Genomic DNA, 18,831 nt, shown 5'->3' with positions numbered 1-18,831 from the left:
CCCTTTACTACAGGGAGTCACCGCAAGGGTGAATTCCGAAAACAATCCAGTGAATTGTTTTCGGGAGAGGGTGACTCCCCACAGTGTGGGGAGATGTCGCAACGCGACAGAGGGGACGGACCCGATTAGGGGGCCCTGCAAGTGAGGGCGTCCCTAAATGGGCTGTCGAGGACGCCAGCCCCTACAATAGTTTATTTCAAAACCGAAAGGAGTTATAATATGCTTTTCAACTTTAAACTAAGTACCCCTGCTGAGGGACTTGTCGATATCACACGCGAGGTAACAGAAGCCGTTAAGGAAAGCGGCGTTCTTGAGGGTATCTGCATTATCTACTGCCCTCACACAACTGCCGCTATCACCATTAACGAAAACGCAGACCCCGACGTTCAGACCGATTTCATCAAGGGTATGGACAAGTTCTTCCCCGATTTACAGTCGTTCAAGCACGCCGAGGGCAACTCCGACGCGCATATCAAGTCCTCTTCCGTAGGCGCAAGCGAGACTGTCATCATCACAGGCGGAAAGCTTCTTCTCGGCACATGGCAGGATATCTACTTCTGCGAGTTTGACGGTCCAAGAACACGCAAATTCTTCGTCAAGGTCATGGGGGACTAAGCTATGGACAATATCGAAAAACTCGCCGAGATAGTCCGCGAGTCAAATAACATCGTATTCTTCGGCGGCGCAGGAGTCTCCACGGAAAGCGGCATACCCGACTTCCGAAGCGTTGACGGTCTCTACAGTCAACAGTGGGACTATCCGCCCGAGACTATCCTCAGCCACACATTCTTCATGAAAAAGACCGAGGAGTTCTACCGCTTTTACAGAGCAAAAATGCTCTGTCTCGACGCAAAGCCAAATGCTGCCCATATAAAGCTTGCAGAGCTGGAAAAGCAGGGCAAGCTCACCGCTGTCGTTACCCAGAACATCGACGGACTTCATCAGGCGGCAGGCAGCAAGCAGGTCTATGAACTCCACGGCAGCGTCCTGCGCAATTACTGCACAAAATGCGGCAAATTCCACGACGTTCACTATATCATAAACTCCGAGGGAGTTCCAAAATGCGAATGCGGCGGCGTTGTAAAGCCCGACGTAGTGCTCTATGAGGAATCTCTCGACGACAATACCGTGAACGGAGCAGTCCGCGCTATCAGCAATGCCGATACCCTTATTATCGGCGGAACTTCGCTGAACGTATACCCTGCCGCAGGACTTATCCGATACTTCCGAGGAAAGAACCTCGTCATAATCAATATGGCTCCCACCCAGATGGACAGCAATGCAGACCTGCTCATCTGCGACAAAATAGGAGGAGTCTTCTCCCGTATTTAGGAGGATATCCCATGAAACGACTTACAGCCGCCGCTTTATCAGCGATACTAATGGCAGGCTGCGGTTCGGGAAAGCCAAGCAGTGCCGATACACGGTCTGCTATTCCGCCTATGCCCCAACCTGCAGAACTGACCACTTCACGAAGCAGCGCCGAAATAAGCTCCGCCGAAAGCCGTATCATTTATCGTGAAAGACTATACAATACCAATTCCTACACTAAATCCGACCTTATTATCCAATCAGACGGAGCTGTCTGGTGTGGCTTCTATATGCACAACGAGGGCACTATCGACCGCTTCAACAGACTTTGGACAAGCGAAGAGGAATACACCGAGCACTATCAGCTTGACGACGACCGCTGGCTGGCTTCTGTTCTGACTGAGGACACCGACGACGATTTCATGCTTTTCGGTGACTACAGCAAGCTTGGAGACCTCAGCAGCGAAGACACACAGCGGCTCTGTTCTCTTGCAGCCGAAGCCGATCCCGTCAGCGCCTGCAATGTCAGCGTTGCTTCTCCCGACGAAGCCGCTCCTGCCGAATTGGAGACAGAATACAACTTCGTCGACCTTATCGTAAATAACGCTCCATACCGCGTTTACGCCTATACACAGAGCTATGAGAGCAAGGTTCAGGACACTGCCGCCATAGAAGCAATGGATCTGGTGCAGGGCTCCGAGCTGTACTCTCAGTGGCGTGAAAAATGTATAACGGAGCTTGTCCCCTTTGAATAAGCAAAAATCCCGAAAGCATAACCATGATACTCATATAGAAGTTTTATAATTATTATTGAGAGAACCCCTTTTGAAAAAGGGGCTTCTCTCAAACTCTCTCCCTAAAACTTTAGTTTTGTTTTTTCACAGATAGGGCGCACCTGCATTTTTGCAGGTCTTTTTTATTTCAGAAGCGCCCTATCTGCGAAAAAACCAGATAAAAGTCTTTGGAAAGGGGTATGGGGAAGAACCTTTCCTCAGAAAGGTTTTCCCCATAATTAACTATAAGTTTCTATGTAAGTGCCACGGTTATGCTTTCGGAATTTTTTATCTGTAGGGAACGGCGCCCTCGCCGTTCCGTGGGTTACAAAGCAACATCAAATTTCCGCCTGTAGGGGCTGGCGTCCCCGACAGCCCACAAAAGACAAACAATGCACACGGGTGAGCGGAACTCTACCCTACACCCTCAATTAAACCAACGGCTTATAAAAGTCCGTTCTCCTTCTTGAAGTCGATGAACTCCTCGTATGTTCCCTGTCTGTCAAGGCAGCCGTCAGGAGTTATCTCGATTATGCGGTTAGCAGTGGTCTGCATTATCTCGTGGTCGTGAGAAGCAAGAAGCACTACGCCCTTGAAGTTAATAAGGCTGTTGTTTACAGCGGTAATGCTCTCAAGGTCAAGGTGGTTGGTAGGACGGTCAAGCACCAGCACGTTAGAGCCGAAAAGCATCATGCGCGAGAACATACATCTCACCTTTTCGCCTCCCGAAAGCACGTTTACAGGCTTGTACACGTCGTCGCCCGAGAAAAGCATACGTCCTAAGAAGCCGCGGAGATATGTCTCTGTTTCGTCCTTTACGGAGTACTGACGAATCCAGTCGAGTATGGAAAGCTCGCAGCCGTTGAAGTATTCCGAGTTATCCACAGGCATATAAGATGTGGTGACGGAAACGCCCCACTTGAAGCTGCCGCTGTCAGGCTGCTCCTCCTCCATAAGTATCTTGAACAGCATGGTGATAGCCTGCTCGCTCTCACCCACGAAAGCTACCTTATCAGTTCTGCCGAGGGTGAAGCTTACATTATTGAGCAGCTTCACGCCGTCAACGGTCTTGGTAAGTCCCTCCACCTGCAAAATATCCTTGCCAAGCTCTCTGTCCATATCGAAGCCGATAAACGGGTATCTTCTGCTTGATGCAGGGAGCTCCTCAACGGTGAGCTTCTCGATGAGCTTGCGGCGTGAGGTCGCCTGATTGGACTTTGATTTATTAGCGGAGAAACGTGCGATGAAGTCCTTTAATTCCTTTATCTTCTCCTCGTTCTTCTTGTTCTGCTGCTTTATCATGCGCTGAATGAGCTGGCTGGACTCGTACCAGAACTCATAGTTGCCCACGTACATCTTTATCTTGTTGTAGTCGATATCAACGATGTGAGTGCAGACGTTATTGAGGAAGTGACGGTCATGGGATACGACGATAACTGTACCGAAGTACTCTGAGAGGAACTCCTCCAGCCAGCGTACAGCGTCGATATCAAGGTGGTTGGTAGGCTCGTCAAGGAGAATGATATCAGGATTGCCGAAAAGCGCCTGTGCAAGGAGCACCTTTACCTTTTCGTTACCCGAAAGTCCTGCCATCTGCGAATAGAGGATATCCTCGGAAAGACCAAGTCCCTGTATGAGCTTTGAAGCATCGGACTCTGCCTCCCAGCCGTTAAGCTCAGCAAACTCGCCCTCCAGCTCTGAAGCCTTGACGCCGTCCTCCTCGGAGAAGTCCTCCTTGGCGTAGAGGGCGTCCTTTTCCTGCATTATCTCGTAAAGACGGGCATTACCCATAATTACGGTGTCGAGAACTGTGTACTCGTCGTATGCGAAGTGGTCCTGCTTGAGAACGCTGAGACGCTCCTCCTTTGGCATAGTGACCTCGCCAGAAGCAGGCTCCAGCTCGCCGCAGAGCACACGGAGGAATGTAGACTTGCCTGCTCCGTTAGCGCCGATAACGCCGTAGCAGTTGCCGTTTGTGAATTTAAGGTTTACATTTTTGAAAAGTGTTGAGCCGCCAAACTGCACGCTCACATTGCTTACTGTTATCATATCTGATCCTTTCTCAAATCAATTATAACTTTATAATAATTGATTCAGTTTAGAGTTGAGAGTGGAGAGTTCAGAGTTAATGTGTTCGCTTCGCTCACATTATTTAAATAATACCGCCGCAGGCGGCACCATAACTCTCAACTCTAAACTCTCAATTCTCAACTATGTGTTTATAAGCTTGTCTTAATGCACAACAAAAATTATTATACCATATTTCCAAGGTCTTGTAAAGACAAAAAAATCCCGACACCGAAGAACACTGAAACTTCGGTATCGGTTCAATGAGGATGATTTTCAAAAGCCCTCGCAGGCTTACAGATAGGCATTTCTGCTATCTGCATGAGAATTGGAACTTCAAGGACCATTCTCTGTGTATTATATTACCATGGATAGTATACATTGACAACTCATTTTTCGCAGATTAAGTGGACAAAACGACGTTCTTTATACATATCCGTTAAAATCCGCACGTTTTTTTGTCTGACTTTACTTAAACGCTTATTCGTCAAAAAAGCACCGCAAGAGACTTCTCCTCACGGTGCTTCTGATTTATTTCACTTTCTTTGATTCTATCTCTTTCTCTATAGCCTCTGCCCTCGCCAGAGCTGTATCAATATGGTCGCAGAAGTTCTGCTCGCCTACCCTCTCAACAAAGCCTGCCTTTCTCATTACCTTCATAGGCTGCTCGTTTACGTGTGAGAATACCACCTTTACGTTGTGGCGCTCACAGCGCTTTACGATACGCATGAGAGCTTCAACGCCTGTAGCGTCGATAGCGGGAACGTTTCTCATTCTGATACAGAGAACGTCTATCTCCTTATCGCTGAGCACGTACTTGTACTTATCTGTAGCCGCAAAGAACATAGGTCCGTTTATCTCGAATACACGGGTATTCTTCGGTATCTTCTTCAGGAGAATATTATCGGGATCGGTGTCCTCGTCGTCCACATCTACCCATGCATGAGCCTCGGTAACGTCTGCCATACGCTTCATGAAGAGAAGTGCAGCCATTACCATTCCGACGCCGATAGCAACAACAAGGTCGAATACTACCGTAAGTATCAGTGTTACGAAAAGTACTGCTATATCGCTCTTCGGAGCGGTCTTTACTGTGTTTCTGATGTTTCTCCAGCCGCACATATTATAAGCTACGATAAAGAGTATAGCTGCGATAGTGGGCATTGGTATCAGTGAAGCATAGGGCATGAGAACTACCAGTATTACCACAAGGACTACCGAGTGTACCATGCCTGCGATAGGTGTACGTCCGCCGTTCTTTACGTTTGCGGCTGTACGTGCGATAGCGCCTGTAGCAGGGATACCGCCGAAGAATGCAGAACCGATGTTAGCTGCGCCCTGTGCCACAAGCTCCATGTTTGAGCGGTGCTTTGAGCCTATCATACCGTCTGCAACAACACAGGACAGAAGCGACTCAACAGCTGCAAGGACTGCGATAGTGAAAGCATTGGGGATAAGAGCTCTTACTCTGCCGAATGTTACCTCGGGCACAGTGAGCTTCGGAAGTGAATTTGATATCTTGTAGAGGTCGCCAATGGTATTTACATTGATATCGCTGAGCTTTACGATAGCGGAACAGACAATTACCGCAATGAGTGAAGCAGGTATCTTCTCCAGCTTTTTCGGCCAGAGGATAAGTATTGCCAGCGAGATAACGCCGATAAGAAGCGCCTGCCAGTTGATAGTATCCATAAACAGACCTATCGCCTTTACCTTTTCAACTGTCTCGATAGGCGACTCAAAGCCAAGCTTTTCCTGCATGAGAGCCTTATCATAGGTAAGTCCGAGGAAGTCCTTGACCTGTCCAAGGAGGATAGTCACGGCGATACCAAAGGTAAAGCCTGTGGTGATAGTGCCGGGTATGTACTTGATGAGAGCTCCGAAGCGGCAGAATCCCATGATTATGAGGATAACACCTGCCATTATTGCCGATATGGCAAGTCCGTCCATGCCCTCAACAGCTACGATTCCTGCAACAGTTGTGGCAAATGCCGCCGTAGGACCTGCTATCTGAACACGGCTTCCGCCTAAGAACGAAACGATAAAGCCTGCGATGATAGCGGTGTAAAGTCCCTGCTCAGGTCCTACTCCCGAAGCGAGAGCAAGCGCGATAGACAGGGGCAGCGCTATGATAGCGACGATTATTCCCGAGATAACGTCCTTTACGAACTGCTCCTTGGTGTAGGTCTTCATTACCGAGAAAAGCTTTGGTTTGAGCTTTTCTTCTGTGGGTTTCAATGCTTTTTCAGCCATATTTCTAACCTCTTTTTCCGTTATTTTCTGATAAAAAACACGCAACGTTTAATATTATACTACTAAAAATAGCCATTTTCAAGAGATTTCAAACAGGGGGAAAAATTTTGTCGGTTTATATATATTCCCGTCAATCGTGGAAAAAATCTATAGCATTTTAGCCGTTTGTAGGAAGAAGACGGAACGCCGCCACTGCTAATCACTATGCACTATTCACTAACAACTCAAAAAAAGCCATAAGGCTTAACCTTATGGCTTTTTCGTCTATATAAGCTTACTTCTGTTCTCTTGTTACCGCCTTGCTGCCGAGGAAGGTCAGCAGGAAGTATCCGCCGTATATCAGCACGACCAATGCTGCGGTGAATAATACAGGCTTTATATAATCTCCCGTTATAAGGAGTTCAAGTCCGAATTTGCCGAATCTCATGCCCACGTATGCGTGGAGACAAGCCAGCAGCAGCGGCAGCAGGAAGAATATTCCCGACTGTCTGAATATGGACTTGGATATATCCTTCTCGTCTACGCCAAGCTTGCGGAGCATGGTGTATCTCGGCAGGCTGTCTGCGCTCTCTGAGAGCTCCTTCAGTGCGAGGATAGCTCCGCAGGAAACGAGGAAGATGAATCCGATGTAAAGTCCGAGGAATGTAACGATAGCACCTATTCCTATAGCGCTGTTGACAGTCTCTATCCTTGTGGACATAATGTAGTTAGTTCCGCCCTTTGCATCGCTCATATACCAGTGTGCCGCGTTTTCCCATTTTGCACGGGCAGTTTTCTCGGCTTCTTCAACGCCCTTTTTATCTGTAGCATTGTAGTTGCCCACAAAATTATCAAAGCACTGACCATTCTCTGATACTGCATTGTCGGGAACTATAAAAACACCTGCATTATTTGCCTGCATTCCGGGGTAGATAGACGTCTCGATACATTTTGTGAACTTAGGCTTGAGAGATTTGCCGTATATTACTGCCTCAGGCTTATCTTTAAGGAACTCTGTATAAATATCTGTAAAGCCAAGAGCATTTGCGCATACTGCGTATTCATCGTCGGCAAGCTCTATCTGCTCCCTGCCGTAAAGCTTCATAAGAGCGTTGTAATCGCTGAGCTTTATGATAGTTTCGGTGAAGTTGAAACGTGAGTAAATTTCATTATTATTCTCCAAGAACTCATCTCTCTTGTCTCCCATGAAGTCATAGAAGGTGAAATCATCGTCGATATAGTCATGGAAATGGAGATATTCGCTGAACTCGTCATAAATGCTTTCGTTCTGCTGTGCGTATACATCGTCGATATTGCCGCCCTTATAAAGCCACGGCTTCTCAGGATCGTCTGCGCTCTCTGCAAATTGAACATAGAAATCCACGGGATAATTCTCCTCAACGCCCTGATTCATAGAATTTCTGATAGTAAATGCAGTGGAAAGGGTGCAGATAGTAACGAAAAGCATGAGACAGATAACTGTCATAGAAGCAACTGTGGTGTTTACCTTGCTGCTGAGCTGACGGAATGTAAAGCTGTTGAGTCCGTGGTGGTAAATACCCTTTGCGGACATCATAACTCTCAGGAGCATTCCTGCTACTGACCAGAATATGAAGAATGTAGCAACACAACCTACAATAATAGCCAGGCCGAACTTTCTTAAACTGAGGTGTTCTGCGTTCCAGCCTACCGAGTAATATGCCCAGCCAAGAGCTGCTGCGGAGATAAGGAATACTATCACGCATACCCACAGGTTCTTCATGGTTATCTTCTCGGAGCGTCTGCCCGAGTTCATAAGTGTGATAAGACGGCACTTGCTGATAACAAAGCCGCTTCTCAGCATTACTACAGCGTACATAATGCCGAAATAGATGATAGTTTTTGTGATAGCCGAGCCCGAAACAGTAAATTTATAGGCGTTCATGTCGGCTTCAAAGAGATTTGCGACTACGGCGCTCATGACCTGTGAAAGTCCCACGCCGATGAGAAGTCCCACAAAAAGCGAACCGATACCGATGATAACTGTCTCACAGAGGAGAAGTGCGGATATGCGCCATTTGCTCATGCCAAGCATCATGTACAGGGCAAATTCCTTGTTCCTGCGCTTCATGAGAAATCTGCTGGCGTATACGATGAGAAGTCCGAGGACTACCGCTATGAATACGCTGACCGCCGAGATAGAAGTGGTAAGAACCTTTATCATCTCACGCTGGTCTTCATTAACCTTCAGGAATGAGGTCTGTGTTTCGATTGCGTTGAATACGTAGAATACCGCAACTCCGAGGACAAGGGTAAAGAAATATATAGCGTAGTCCTTCAGGCTTTTGCGGATATTGCTGAGGGATATCTTAAAGAGCATCGCTGACGTCACCTCCCAGCAGGGTAACTACGTTGATTATCTTGTCAAAGAACTGCTTGCGGCTGTCGCCGCCGCGGTTTATCTCGTTAAAAACCTTGCCGTCCTTGATGAAAAGAACTCTCGAAGCATAGCTTGCGGTAAATGAGTCGTGAGTTACCATTATAATAGTAGCTCCGCACTCATGGTTGAGATAGTTGAAGCGCTCCAGAAGCATTTTCGAGGACTTTGAGTCCAGTGCGCCTGTAGGCTCGTCGGCAAGGACAAGCTTAGGAGAAGTAACGATAGCTCTTGCGGAGGCTACTCTCTGCTTCTGTCCGCCTGACATCTCATAGGGGTATTTGTTAAGCACCTCTGTTATGCCGAGCTGCTCGGCAACGGTCTTTACTGCCTTGTCTATCTCCTTTGCAGGACGCTTCTGAATGGAAAGTGCAAGAGCGATATTCTCATAGGCTGTCAGGGTGTCCATAAGGTTGAAGTCCTGAAAGATGAAGCCAAGCTTATCTCTGCGGAACTTGTTCAGTTCCTTGCCCTTGAGCTTTGTGATGTCCGTATCCTCAAGCATGATGTGTCCTGCGGTAACTCGGTCGATAGTGGATATGCAGTTGAGGAGCGTGGTCTTGCCGCTGCCCGAAGCTCCCATTATTGCGGTGAACTCGCCCTTCTCCACATTGAAGGAGATATCGTCAACTGCCTTTGTAAGGCTTGATCTGCTTCCATAGTATTTTTCAACGTTCTGTAATCTGAGTAATGACATAATTTTATCTCCTTATAATGTGTCAATTGTGTTCTTGTGTTTTCTTACATACCAGTTGCAGAGGTGGAAAACTGCAAATGTGCTCCAGAAAAGAGCTTCTACAACGCTTCTGCGCGGATCATAGGCTGCTCTTACAACAAATATCTCATATAATTCCGCAGTGCCGAATACGACCATTAAAATGCTGCTGATATGGTAGAGAATCCTGATAATTTTTGAAGTATGCTTTTTCATAAGATCATTTCCTTTCGGTCATTCTTTTGGGAGCTGTTCTCCCTTTCCATGATCTTATTATACATCACGCAATAGCTTATGTCGTATTTTTAACATTACGCAACCTTACAGTTTTGTAATGTTAGCGAATAATTATCAGTGATTAGTTGTTAGTGCTTAGTGATTAGTAGGGGCGCACATCGTGCGCCCGAATCAACATATCCTAAAACAACATCTGTAGGGGCTTGCGTCCACGACAGCCCGATAAAGGGACGCCCTCTCTTACAGGGCGTCCCTCTCCCGAAAACAATTCACTGGATTGTTTTCGGGATTCACCCTTGCGGAGCGCTTCGTAACTGTGGGGCGCTGCCCCACTCCCCGCAAGGGCTGTCAGCCCTTGACCTGACCAAAGGAACACAGTCCCTTTGGAATCCCGTTCATATGCTCATAACAGCTAACGGCTGTTAAGGTACTCGCTGGCAAGATACAGCGAACCGCATATCACCGCAACTCCGTTGTTCTCACGGGCAAGCGCCTTTGCCTTTTCCGCGCAATCCGCAAGAGTTCCGAACTCAGCTTCTGTACGGAATGAAGCTATATCCGCGATAGTCTCGGCGGATACTGCATTGGGCGCAAAGCCGTCAACTGCGAAAAGCTTGTCCGAAAGTCCCGATATAGTCTTTACGCAGTCCACATAGTCCTTGGAATCAACCATGCCCATGACCGTGTATATCTTCTTCCCTCTCGTGCTGAGATACATCAGCATAAGGGACAGCATATTCACTCCCGAGGGGTTGTGACCGCCGTCCACAATAACAGGAGGCTCGCCGTCTATGTACTGCACACGCGCCTTGACCTGTGTGGTCTCCACAGCCTCTATTATGGCGCCGTCGCTTACCTCGAAGCCCTTGCTTCTCAGGTAAAGGCAGGCTGTTATGGCAGTCTGGGCGTTGTACTTCTGGTGTATGCCTGCCATTGCAGGAGTAAGCTTTACTCCCCTGTAGATAAATGGCGAGAAAAGTCCGCCGTCTGCCGCAGGAATAACAGGTTCAAGAGGTATGATCTCCGCTCCAACTCTCTCGGCAGTTTCACGGACAAGCTCCCTGACGCTGTCGGGATTGTCATCGGAGAGTATGACCGCCGAGCCGCTCTTGATTATGCCTGCCTTGTGGGAGGCTATCTCCTCAACAGTATCACCGAGGAGTGCCGTATGGTCGAGAGAGATCGAGGTTATCACCGAAAGCAGCGGCGGCGGTATCACGTTTGTGGAGTCGAGAGTTCCGCCTATGCCCGTTTCAAGCACAACGACATCGCAGTCCTCACGCTCGAACCACAGCATGGCTATCGCCATTGTTATCTCAAACTGTGAGTAAGCCTTGTCGTCCACGCGCTCCTTTACGAACTCCGCTATATCGCAGAGGGACTTCTCGTCTATCTCGTCGTCGTTTATTCGTATCCTGTCGGTATAGCGCAGAACAAAGGGCGAGGTGAATTTACCCGTCTTATAGCCTGCAAGCTGTAATGCTCTGCCGATATATTCAAGGGTAGAACCCTTGCCGTTGGTGCCTGCGATATGAACGAATTTAAGGCGCTCCTGCGGATCGCCCACACGCTTCATAAGCTCCCTTGCACGGGAGAGGTCGGTTATCCTGCCCCCTGATTTGGTGTAGGAATTTATGAAGCTCATACATTCTTCGATGTTCATGGTTACTCCTTATGTTATTATATCAGAATATTGCACGGGCGCACACTGTGCGCCCCTACATTCTCAATTAATACACCCCTGCCTGCTTTTCAGCCTTGGCAACAGCGTCCTCAAGAGTCATGCCCGTAAACTCCTGTGCCGAGAAGATACGTCCGCACTTCTTGTCGTCGATGAAAGCTCCCACAAGTACGCCTGGTAGAGCGCTCTCGGGAGAATTAGGCGCATTTGGTCCGCCAAGGTCTGTCCTGCACCAGCCCGGATCCGTAAGGCTGAGAGTAACGTCTGTGCCCTCGTAGTTCTTGCCGAGGTCCCGTGTTATCTTGTTGAGAGCCGCCTTTGCTGCGGAGTAGCCTGCCTGCTCGGGTTCAAGGTCGATACCGCTTGTTGTATTGACGATACGTCCGAAGCCGCGCTCCTTCATCTGGGGAAGGAAATGATAGCATATCATCATGGGAGCGGTGGTGTTTATCCTGAAGCTTATGTCGTAATCCGAAGCAGGAGTTGCGAGATAGTCCGTTCTGTAGGCTATCTGAAGTCCTGCGTTGTTGAGAATAATGTCAAGCTTTGTGCCCTTTTCGTCGATAGTGCGGCACATTTTTTCTACCTGTTCCATGTCGGAGAGCTCTGCTGTCACAATGTAAGCGTCAACGCCCAGCGCCTTTACCTCGCTGAGGACCTTTGCGCAGTGCTCCTCTGTTCTGCTGTGGAGAACGAGATTGCAGCCCTGCTTAGCCATGAAAATCGCGGAAAGATATCCGATTCCACGGCTCGCGCCCGTAATGAGCGCCCATTTGCCTTTTACGTTTACCATGTTTTCTTCCTCCCATAGGGTATATATATGATATCCCCGTGCTGCGTGCCACGGGGAATGTCATCTCAATATTCGTAGTCGATACAAGCTCTGTCAGTCTTTACGCTGCCTATGAATTTGCCGAATTCAAGGTGAGCCGGGTGAACCTGATAAGCGTTCAGGTCAGCAATAGAATCGAAATCGCAGAGAAGAGAGATAGTATAGTTGCTCTCGGGAGCGTCCTTTGAGTTGATGACTACCTCGCCTTTTTTCAGCTCCTTGACATTGGCGATAACGTTGTCGAAGCGCTTTTTAGCTTCAAGTGCGTTTTCGTATTCGCTTCTGCCGTCAGCTTCCTTTAATTTGAACATAACGATGTGTTTTATCATTATAATTACCTGCTTTCGTAAATTTTTGCTTTGAAGGTTTTAAGTCCGTCGTAGCTTGTGTATTCTCCGAAGCCCTTGAACACAAGTCCGCACTTCTCAATAACATGGGCGGAGGCTGTATTCTCAGCCGCACATTCAGCTCTCAGAGGAACATCACCAAACTTGCTGCGAACGTGGTCTATCATAGCCTTTGAAGCTTCTGTAGCATAGCCCATTCCCCAGCAGTCAAAACGGAAATTATAGCCGAACTCTCAGAAACCGTCCTCCAGAAGTCTTATACCGCCTGAGCCGATTAGCTTACCGTCGCTTCTGCGGACAAAGCCAAACTCGAACTGTGTATCCGTAGACTTTACAGTTCTGAGCCATTCCTTTGTGGTCTCCACGCTTTCGTGGGTGGAGTATATCATGTATCTTGCCACTCTCTCGTCGCCTGTCCATTCAAAAGCCGCTTCTGCGTCATCGAGAGTCAGCTGACGTAGGATAAGGCGTTCAGTCGTTATCGTCAGACTCATCTTCGTCTTCCTCGTCATCGGTGTCGGGAGGAGTCACCACTCTTTCAAGGGGCTCCTTGCGCTCAAACAGGATAAGGGGTATCAGCGCCATTGCCGCTGCATAGGCGATAGTTCTGAAAAAAACAAGCCCCGTCCCGAACTGCACAGTGCTCTGAAGATAATCAAGAAATCCCGAATCACTTTCTATAGGATTGATAATATTATTGAGCTTATAATCAAAGAAAATATCGGCAGCCGCTCCGAAAAAGACGCCTATCCAGCCGATGACCGCTTTTACATCGGTCTTTTCCTGAGTTTCATGCATGAATATCATCATCAGAAGCATTGTCATTAAAATTACCGACCTCTGACGCGAAACAAGCGCCGACATTACGGCAAGTCCTGCCAATATGTAAAGGCAGATGAACATCGTTTTCCTGTCCTTCCACTTTATGACGCCGAACATCATAAGAAGAACCACTATTGCTGCGGCAACGCTCAGCAAGAACAGCGTCATTGCTCCCATATTTGATGCAAAAATGCCGATACCGTAGCGGATATTCTGCACATACAAGCCAAAATTAGTCACATAGCGCAGTCCGTCGCTTGTAAATATATTCGCCGCAAGGGAAACTCCCATAAGCAGCTTTGACCATGCACGGTCATATTTCCGCGATATTATGAGTATCGCAGGCGGAACTGTGACTAAAAGCGCATATAAAGCCGTCTCAAGGAGCAGTCTTCTGTTATAATCATTATCAACGGAATAAAAGCTTAAAAAGGTCAGCAGTGTAGGTCTTACAAGCAGTAATGCGATGATAATTTCAAGTATCCTGCTGCGTTTTGCAGTATTATGTGTCATTTTAGTGTATCCTCATCTTTCGTCAATGCTTTTTGCGTATCGTAGGGAAATTGCTTGTCCAGCAGAAAAAGCGGGAACAAAAGTATCATTATCAGAAGTATAGCAGCTCCCGCTGCCATGATGACAGTGCCTGTTATACCTGCTGTTGCCGCCCATTTCTCCGCATTTTCCATTTCTGAATCAAAACTGAATACAGGTATCATTACTCCTATACCAAAAAGAACTGCGGCTGCAACAGCGGCTATGGGAAAGAACGTGATACTGAGCCTGCCTGCCTTGCCCAGCTTTGTTTCGGGACTGCGGTTTTCGTTCACAAAGCACAGGGAAAGCAGTATCGTCAGATCCATTACTATATCGCCGACATTGTAACTGGACAGTATACAGACGGCTATGAACACATAAAGGAATATCATCATAGTCCTGCGGCGCATAATGCCGATCATGCCCATGTATAAAAGAGCTCGCATTATTGCGGCGGCAAAGGTAAAGGCTGAATGCACCATGCCCGATACCGCCGACCGCAGAAAAAATTCCATTTCGTCTGGCTTTAAGTCCAGCAGAAGCGTCAGGTCGCTGTAGAATCCATATGCCTGTGATACGGCGATAATTGAAAACGCCGCTCCCATAAGATAGCTCATGGAGCTGTCGCGGTGTCTGCCAATAAGGAACATTATCGCCGCACAAAGAAGCGCCGCCATTTTTATGGAGAACCACAGCTCCTGCCTGAGCAGCGAACCTATGACAACACCCAGACCTAAGACTATAGTCAGCGCAAGTCCCGAAAAGAACTCCGTTCTTCTTATCTTTTTGTTCAGTTCCCTGTTCACTTGCCTATTTTCTCGACCTTCATAAGGTTGGTAGTACCCGACACGCCCAGAGGTACGCCTGCGGTGATAGCCACAAGGTCGCCGTCCTCAACAAGTCGGTGTGACTCGGCAGCTTCTACTGCTGCGGCAAAGAGGTCGTCGGTGTTGGTCTTTTCGTCTATTATAAATGGTATAACGCCCCAGCTCATATTCATCTGGCGGCAAACCACCTCGCTCATAGTGCAGCCGATTATCGGACAGCTGGGACGGTACTTGGAAATAAGTCTCGCAGTCTGTCCCCCGAGAGATACGGTGATGATAGCCCTTGCGTTAAGGTCGTGGGCGGTAGTTACTGTTGCGTGGGCTATAGCCTCGGCAACACTTCCGTTCTGCTCGGAGCTTCTTGATGCGAAACGTGCTTTATAGTTGATATTGTTCTCGGTAGTCTCGGCAATGAGAGCCATAGTCTTTACTGCTTCAACAGGATAAGCGCCTGCGGCGGTCTCGCCTGACAGCATGATAGCGCTGGTGCCGTCGTAAAGAGCGTTGGCAACGTCGGTTATCTCCGCACGGGTAGGACGGGGATTGGTTATCATGGACTCCAGCATCTGTGTAGCTGTGATTACCTGCTTTCCTGCGTTGTAGCCCTTCTTGATAAGGGACTTCTGGATAGCAGGTATCTGCTCGAATGGTATCTCAACGCCCATGTCGCCTCTTGCGACCATTATGCCGTCTGCGGCTTCGAGTATCTCGTCGATGTTCTCAACGCCGTCGGTGTTCTCTATTTTAGCGATTATCCTCACATCGAACCAGCCGAGGCTCTGTGTGAACTTTCTCAGGTAGTTGATATCAGCTGCGGTGCGTACAAAGCTTGCGGCAATGAAATCAAAGCCCATTTTCGAGCCGAATTCAAGGTCGTCCATGTCTCTTTCGCTTAGATAGGGCATGGAAAGCTTTACTCCGGGGACGTTTATTCCCTTGTTGTTGGAGAGCGTACCGCCGTGGACTACTCTACATATTATCTCGTTTGTTGTTACCTTTTCGGCTAAAAGCTCGATAACGCCGTCATTTATGAGTATCCTTGTGCCCATGCTGACGTCACGGGGCAGCTTCTTGAAGCTGATACTGCCTATCTTGTCGTCGCAGAGCACGTCCTCTGTTGTAAGAGTGTATGTATCGCCGTCGTGTATCTCAACGGGCTTGTCGTCAACGAATTTGCCCAGTCTTATCTCGGGACCTTTCGTATCAAGGATAGTGGCAACAGGCAGGTCAAGCTCCTTTCTGAGTCTTTCGATAACGCGGAAACGCTTTTCGTGAGTCTCATAGTCTCCGTGAGAGAAGTTGAAGCGTGCTACATTCATGCCTGCCAGCATGAGCTCACGCATTATGTTTTCGTCGTCAGTTGCAGGACCTATGGTACATACTATCTTAGTCTTTCTCATTGTATTTTCCTCTTTCCGTAAGGAGCTTATCAGAGCTTTTTAAGCTTTGCATAGTTTGCCATTATCTTCTTTGTGCCTACCTTGTCAAAGGCTATTTCCAGCATGGAATCATTAGCCATCGGCTTTACGGAGACTATAACGCCCTCGCCGAATATGCTGTGGGAAACCTTTTCCCCTGCTGCATATGCAACAGTCTCCTTCGGAGCGCCGCCTGCGGTCTTTTTGCTTCTTGCAAGCTGCTGCTGGAGAGTTGCGGAGCGTACCTCGGTAACGGACTTGTCCTCAGCCTCAAGCTGCTGCTTCATGGCTGCGGCGTTGTCGTGCTTTTCCACGAGCTCGCTGCCTATTTCCTTCATAAAGCGCGATGTTACGTTGTGCTGAGTCTGTCCGAAGAGCATACGCTGTCTTGCATTGGTGAGGTAAAGGTGCTTCTTTGCACGGGTTATAGCAACATATGCAAGTCGTCTTTCCTCCTCCATGTCGTCCTCGCTGTCAAATGAACGGGCACTTGGGAAGATACCGTCGTCCATGCCGATAACGAAGATATTCTCGTATTCAAGTCCCTTTGCGGAGTGCACCGTCATAAGAGTTACCTTGTCTCCGCTGCCGTCATCGCGGTCAGCCTCGGTGTAGAGGGCAACTTCTTCAAGGAATCCGCTGAGTGAGGGCTCGTCTGCCTGCTCCATGTACTGTACCATAGAGGTGCGGAGCTCCTGTACGTTTTCTATCTTGGTATCTGCGTTTTCCAGTGCTTTAAGGCTGTCAAGGTAGCCTGTCTTGTCAAGGAGTACGTCGAGGAATTCGTCCAATGGGAGCTCCTCTGACTTCTCGGTGAGAAATTCAAACATCTGATATGCATTTTTCAGCGCTGTTACCTTCTTGGAAAGGGGCGCGTACTCCTCGCAGTTTTTCAGCACATCAAAGGGCGATAATTTAAGGTCGCGGCTGATATCCTCGATAATGGTGAGGGTAGAATCGCCGATACCGCGCTTGGGCTCGTTGATTATCCTGCGGAATCTGAGCATATCATTGTGGTTGTTTATGAAGCTGAGATAGGAGGTAACGTCCTTTATCTCCTTGCGGTCATAGAATCGCATACCGCCGTAAACTCTGTATGGTATGCCGCACTTTACCAGCATACGCTCGATAGAGTTTGACTGTGCGTTCATTCGGTAGAGAACGGCGCAGTCGGAGTAACGTCCTGTCTCCTTGTATTTATCAAGTATGGTATCGGCTACGAATTTAGCCTCGTCGGTCTCGTCCACAGCCTTGTACCAGTACACCTTGTCGCCCTTTTCGCCCGATGTCCAGAGAGTCTTGGGCTTGCGGCTGTTGTTGTGGCTGATAACGGAGTTTGCCGCGTCGAGGATAGTCTGTGTAGAGCGGTAATTCTGCTCCAGTCTTATTACCTTTGCGCCCTCGAACTGCTCCTCGAAGCCGAGGATATTCTCGATATTGGCGCCGCGGAACTTATATATGCTCTGGTCGTCATCACCCACTACGCAGAGGTTCTTGTGTCCCTCGGAAAGGAGCGATACCAGTCTGAACTGTACGTGGTTTGTATCCTGATACTCGTCAACCATAATGTACTTGAAGCGGCTGCGGTACTTCTCCAGCACCTCGGGGAACTGCTCGAAAAGCTCCACTGTGAGCACCAGTATATCGTCGAAGTCAAGAGCATTAGCAGTCTTCATGCGCTCCTGATAGAGAGCGTAGAGTTTAGCAACCATTTTCTTGCGGTAGTCCTGACCTGCGTCTGCGCGGAGCTCCGCAGGGCTTATCATCTTGTCCTTTGCAAAGCTGATATCACTGAGGACAGCCTTAGGCGCAAGCTGCTTCTCGGAAACGTCCATCTCGCCCATTACATTCTTTATCATTCTCTGGCTGTCGTCGGAATCGTATATGGTAAAATCCCTGCCATAGCCGAGAGCTTCAATTTCGCTTCTGAGTATCCTTACGCAGGCTGAGTGGAATGTAGAGGCGTGAATGTTCATAGCCTCATCGCCCAGCATAGCCGCAAGTCTCTCCTTGAGCTCTCCTGCCGCCTTGTTTGTAAAGGTTATAGCCAGTATGTTCCACGGACGGATAGGCTCAACAGCAACGATATCCCTGAGAGTATCGAAGTCGTCGGTCTTTCCCTCGGCGTAGTCCCTGAGAAAGGCTATATCCTCGGCACTTCCCTCACGGGTGGTGTCAAAATAGGCGTTACCGAAATTTATCATGTTAGCAATGCGGTTTACGATAACGGTGGTCTTTCCGCTGCCTGCACCAGCCAGCACAAGAACAGGACCGTTTACAGTGAATACAGCCTCCTGCTGCATTTCGTTCATACGGCTGAAATATCTTTTAAGCGCCGCCTGCTTTGCCGAATTGTAATTTTTAATATCCATAACAAGATCTCCATTTATGCTATTTTAAAAAGGTATATTTATGATATACCCTATATGTTCAAAGGTTTGCATATGTTAATATGTATATTATAGCACATAAGCAAAGCGTTGTGCTATAATTGCCCGATTGCAGGGAGCAAATCTCTGATTTGCGTATCTGCAAGGGCTTTTTAATACTTATAATAAATGCTCTGCATTTATTATAGCACATAAGCAAAGCGTTGTGCTATAATTGCCCGATTGCAGG

At 48.1% G+C, this 18,831-nt stretch carries 15 protein-coding genes and 1 pseudogene; 3 read left to right on the top strand and 13 right to left on the bottom strand.

The window, feature by feature from the left end; all coding sequences use genetic code 11:
• Nucleotides 1-219: 219 nt before the first annotated feature.
• Genes BT105_RS02915 through BT105_RS02905 form a run of 3 tightly spaced genes read left to right on the top strand, consistent with a single transcriptional unit; the run spans nucleotide 220 to nucleotide 2,066 of the window.
• A complete protein-coding gene (locus tag BT105_RS02915; protein ID WP_072299343.1) occupies nucleotides 220-615 on the top strand; it encodes a secondary thiamine-phosphate synthase enzyme YjbQ in 396 nt (131 codons plus the stop codon).
• 3 nt (nucleotides 616-618) lie between these two features.
• A complete protein-coding gene (locus BT105_RS02910) occupies nucleotides 619-1,332 on the top strand; it encodes an NAD-dependent protein deacylase (protein WP_072299342.1) in 714 nt (237 codons plus the stop codon).
• 11 nt (nucleotides 1,333-1,343) lie between these two features.
• Nucleotides 1,344-2,066, top strand: coding sequence for a hypothetical protein (locus tag BT105_RS02905; RefSeq protein ID WP_072299341.1), 723 nt, complete (start codon nucleotides 1,344-1,346; stop codon nucleotides 2,064-2,066).
• A 462-nt stretch (nucleotides 2,067-2,528) separates the two neighbouring features.
• Here the strand turns inward: BT105_RS02905 and BT105_RS02900 are convergent, their stop codons facing one another.
• From BT105_RS02900 to BT105_RS02835, 13 genes and pseudogenes are all read right to left on the bottom strand, one after another.
• On the bottom strand, nucleotides 2,529-4,133 hold the full coding sequence (locus tag BT105_RS02900; protein ID WP_024861732.1) for an ABC-F family ATP-binding cassette domain-containing protein: 1,605 nt from the start codon (nucleotides 4,131-4,133) through the stop codon (nucleotides 2,529-2,531).
• A 549-nt stretch (nucleotides 4,134-4,682) separates the two neighbouring features.
• On the bottom strand, nucleotides 4,683-6,404 hold the full coding sequence (locus BT105_RS02895) for a SulP family inorganic anion transporter (RefSeq protein WP_072299340.1): 1,722 nt from the start codon (nucleotides 6,402-6,404) through the stop codon (nucleotides 4,683-4,685).
• Nucleotides 6,405-6,678: 274 nt separating this feature from the next.
• Nucleotides 6,679-8,742, bottom strand: a complete 2,064-nt coding sequence (locus BT105_RS02890; RefSeq protein ID WP_072299339.1) for an FtsX-like permease family protein — start codon at nucleotides 8,740-8,742, stop codon at nucleotides 6,679-6,681.
• Nucleotides 8,732-9,496, bottom strand: coding sequence for an ABC transporter ATP-binding protein (locus BT105_RS02885; RefSeq protein ID WP_177243915.1), 765 nt, complete (start codon nucleotides 9,494-9,496; stop codon nucleotides 8,732-8,734). The genes BT105_RS02890 and BT105_RS02885 overlap by 11 nt, the downstream gene beginning before the upstream one ends.
• A 12-nt stretch (nucleotides 9,497-9,508) precedes the next feature.
• Nucleotides 9,509-9,730, bottom strand: coding sequence for a hypothetical protein (locus BT105_RS02880; RefSeq protein ID WP_024861728.1), 222 nt, complete (start codon nucleotides 9,728-9,730; stop codon nucleotides 9,509-9,511).
• Nucleotides 9,731-10,163: 433 nt separating this feature from the next.
• Nucleotides 10,164-11,414 (bottom strand): bifunctional folylpolyglutamate synthase/dihydrofolate synthase, encoded by a 1,251-nt coding sequence (locus BT105_RS02875; protein WP_072299337.1) that lies wholly within the window; start codon nucleotides 11,412-11,414, stop codon nucleotides 10,164-10,166.
• Nucleotides 11,415-11,481: 67 nt separating this feature from the next.
• Nucleotides 11,482-12,225, bottom strand: coding sequence for an SDR family NAD(P)-dependent oxidoreductase (locus BT105_RS02870; protein WP_072299336.1), 744 nt, complete (start codon nucleotides 12,223-12,225; stop codon nucleotides 11,482-11,484).
• A gap of 65 nt (nucleotides 12,226-12,290) precedes the next feature.
• Entirely contained in the window at nucleotides 12,291-12,593 is a 303-nt protein-coding gene (locus BT105_RS02865; RefSeq protein WP_072299335.1) for a Dabb family protein, read from the bottom strand.
• Nucleotides 12,594-12,598: 5 nt separating this feature from the next.
• Nucleotides 12,599-13,105, bottom strand: a pseudogene (locus tag BT105_RS15245) (GNAT family N-acetyltransferase).
• Nucleotides 13,083-13,946: a hypothetical protein gene (locus tag BT105_RS02850; RefSeq protein WP_072299332.1), complete on the bottom strand. Its 864-nt coding sequence runs from the start codon at nucleotides 13,944-13,946 to the stop codon at nucleotides 13,083-13,085. The pseudogene BT105_RS15245 and the gene BT105_RS02850 overlap by 23 nt, the downstream one beginning before the upstream one ends.
• Nucleotides 13,943-14,773, bottom strand: coding sequence for a hypothetical protein (locus BT105_RS02845; protein ID WP_072299331.1), 831 nt, complete (start codon nucleotides 14,771-14,773; stop codon nucleotides 13,943-13,945). Before BT105_RS02845 ends, BT105_RS02850 begins: the two co-directional genes overlap by 4 nt.
• Entirely contained in the window at nucleotides 14,770-16,194 is a 1,425-nt protein-coding gene (gene pyk, locus BT105_RS02840) for a pyruvate kinase (protein WP_072299330.1), read from the bottom strand. The genes BT105_RS02845 and pyk overlap by 4 nt, the downstream gene beginning before the upstream one ends.
• A gap of 29 nt (nucleotides 16,195-16,223) precedes the next feature.
• On the bottom strand, nucleotides 16,224-18,584 hold the full coding sequence (locus tag BT105_RS02835) for an ATP-dependent helicase (RefSeq protein ID WP_072299329.1): 2,361 nt from the start codon (nucleotides 18,582-18,584) through the stop codon (nucleotides 16,224-16,226).
• Nucleotides 18,585-18,831 lie beyond the last annotated feature (247 nt).

It is taken from the genome of Ruminococcus flavefaciens (assembly GCF_900119075.1).
GTDB classification, from domain to species: Bacteria; Bacillota; Clostridia; order Oscillospirales; family Ruminococcaceae; genus Ruminococcus; species Ruminococcus flavefaciens_Q.
This window is presented reverse-complemented; position numbering and strand designations above follow the sequence as displayed.

Excerpts from the sequence above, each read along its gene's own strand:
- BT105_RS02865 (WP_072299335.1), bottom strand. The coding sequence starts at position 12,593 with ATGATAAAACACATCGTTATGTTCAAATTAAAGGAAGCTGACGGCAGA.
- BT105_RS02895 (WP_072299340.1), bottom strand. The coding sequence starts at position 6,404 with ATGGCTGAAAAAGCATTGAAACCCACAGAAGAAAAGCTCAAACCAAAG.
- BT105_RS02885 (WP_177243915.1), bottom strand. The coding sequence starts at position 9,496 with ATGTCATTACTCAGATTACAGAACGTTGAAAAATACTATGGAAGCAGA.
- BT105_RS02915 (WP_072299343.1), top strand. The coding sequence starts at position 220 with ATGCTTTTCAACTTTAAACTAAGTACCCCTGCTGAGGGACTTGTCGAT.
- BT105_RS02870 (WP_072299336.1), bottom strand. The coding sequence starts at position 12,225 with ATGGTAAACGTAAAAGGCAAATGGGCGCTCATTACGGGCGCGAGCCGT.
- BT105_RS02900 (WP_024861732.1), bottom strand. The coding sequence starts at position 4,133 with ATGATAACAGTAAGCAATGTGAGCGTGCAGTTTGGCGGCTCAACACTT.
- BT105_RS02835 (WP_072299329.1), bottom strand. The coding sequence starts at position 18,584 with ATGGATATTAAAAATTACAATTCGGCAAAGCAGGCGGCGCTTAAAAGA.
- BT105_RS02890 (WP_072299339.1), bottom strand. The coding sequence starts at position 8,742 with ATGCTCTTTAAGATATCCCTCAGCAATATCCGCAAAAGCCTGAAGGAC.
- BT105_RS02880 (WP_024861728.1), bottom strand. The coding sequence starts at position 9,730 with ATGAAAAAGCATACTTCAAAAATTATCAGGATTCTCTACCATATCAGC.
- BT105_RS02910 (WP_072299342.1), top strand. The coding sequence starts at position 619 with ATGGACAATATCGAAAAACTCGCCGAGATAGTCCGCGAGTCAAATAAC.
- pyk (WP_072299330.1), bottom strand. The coding sequence starts at position 16,194 with ATGAGAAAGACTAAGATAGTATGTACCATAGGTCCTGCAACTGACGAC.
- BT105_RS02905 (WP_072299341.1), top strand. The coding sequence starts at position 1,344 with ATGAAACGACTTACAGCCGCCGCTTTATCAGCGATACTAATGGCAGGC.
- BT105_RS02850 (WP_072299332.1), bottom strand. The coding sequence starts at position 13,946 with ATGACACATAATACTGCAAAACGCAGCAGGATACTTGAAATTATCATC.
- BT105_RS02875 (WP_072299337.1), bottom strand. The coding sequence starts at position 11,414 with ATGAACATCGAAGAATGTATGAGCTTCATAAATTCCTACACCAAATCA.